This is a genomic window from Leptolyngbya sp. PCC 6406, from assembly GCF_000332095.2.
Taxonomy (GTDB): Bacteria; Cyanobacteriota; Cyanobacteriia; order Phormidesmidales; family Phormidesmidaceae; genus PCC-6406.
On sequence record NZ_KI913949.1, the window covers coordinates 2,206,934 to 2,208,651 of the forward strand.

The following is a 1,718-nucleotide window of genomic DNA, read 5'->3' on the forward strand; positions in this document are numbered from 1 at the left end:
CTGGGGTTTCAATCGTGACGGTGCCACTCAGGCCAAATTGAGAACTGGCGGTGATGTCGTTCTCAGGGGTCAGTTGCGGGCGAAAGACAAGTCCAAAAATCCCTTGGGTGGTGATTTGAATATTGCCTCCATTGCCCTGAAATGCATTGGCAATAATGTCGCTGTTCTCAAATCCGGCAATCACTGGGGCGTTAATGGTGATGTTGCCGCCATCACCTGTGCCCCCCGCCGTGGCACTAATCACACTGCCGTAGCGCATAATCACTCCATTCTGGATTTGCAGATTAATGCCTCCGCCATTGCCAGATCGGGTCGAGGTCAAAATGCTGCCCTGGTTAAGGTACAAGGTATTGGCATTAATAGTGGCTGTGCCCCCATTCCCCTGCATTTCATTCGACACTACTACCCTGCCCCCATTGCGAATGGTCATGGTGGGCGTCGTCATCGTGATACTCCCCGCATTGGCAGGCGAATTGGCTTGACCGCCAAGATTACGAGCTAGGGCACCAATATAGCTAGGGTTTTGGTCATCCACTTGACCCCGCACCTCAATCGAGTCAGTGGCATTGATGGTTAATTGTCCCGCATTGCCCGTTCCCAAGGTTGAGACTGAGACAATGCCTCCAGTGTCAACGGTGAGGCTGCGAGTATCGAGTTGAAAATCGCCCGCATTGCCTGAGCCAAAATAGGTGGCGGCTGATAGTCTAGACGGGGGTGAACCGTTGATGGCGCTACCACTGGAAACAAAGACGGTATCAGCGCGAACGGTCAGGTTGCCCCCATCGCCGCTGCTTTCACTCACGGCCAGCACCTCACTGCCACCGACAATGGACAAGTTTTGGGCGGTAATTGATAGATTGCCCCCTTGACCTGTGCCATTGCTGGAGGCGACGATCGCTCCCCCCGAATTTTGAGTAGGAATCCCCACCGAGATATTCGGGGCATTGACGGCAATATTACCCCCGGTGCCTGCACCAAAAGTGCGGGTTCGAATTGCCCCACCCCCAGAGACGGAGAGGTTAGGTGTTGTAATCGAGATGTTGCCCCCTGCCCCCGAGAAACCCAGAAGGGTTTCATTTACTAAACCGCTAGAGCTGGCAAAGAAGCCCGAGCCTGCGGTTCCTACGACCTCTAATGCCCCCGTGGCAGTGATGGTAATATCTCCGGCGGTCTGGCTACTCTGGTTTTGGACTGCGACGAGAGACCCATCGCGAATGCTGACCTGATTGCCCTGCATCTGTACCGAACCAGCGGCAACTCCAATCCCCCCACTGACAGAAGCTAAAGCTCGCCCAGTCAGTTGAATCGAGCCGAAGTCAGCGGCGTTGGCATAACTGAAGGATAAGCCTTGCGCCGATGAGGATAGATCCACCTGCCCACTGGTGACGCTGCCCAGTTCAATGTGGCCTCCGGGGGCAGTCACCCCTCCCCCCGCCAGGGCGACATCACCCCCAATTAATGCCAGAGTCTTGCCAGTTGAGACCCTTAATCCACTAGAGCCTGTTAAGTCAAGGACTGGGAAAAAGCCGTTGAAGAAAGTGGTTTGTCCTGAGCCTTGAACGGTAATCGGCGCAGGGCTGCTCAGTTGTAATCCGATCGGAGCCATAATCGTCAATAGGGGGTCAGGGGTATTGCCAATCCCAAAAGCCACGTTATTGGCAAACAGAACATTCTCTGCGGTGCTAACGACAAAGGAGCCGGGGACATTCAGGCTGGCT

At 54.7% G+C, this 1,718-nt stretch carries 1 protein-coding gene; it reads right to left on the reverse strand.

Annotation, left to right across the window (positions count from 1 at the left end; genetic code table 11):
- Nucleotides 1-1,718, reverse strand: a 1,718-nt coding sequence (locus LEP6406_RS27375) for a beta strand repeat-containing protein (RefSeq protein ID WP_162160859.1), incomplete at both ends; no start/stop codon positions are given.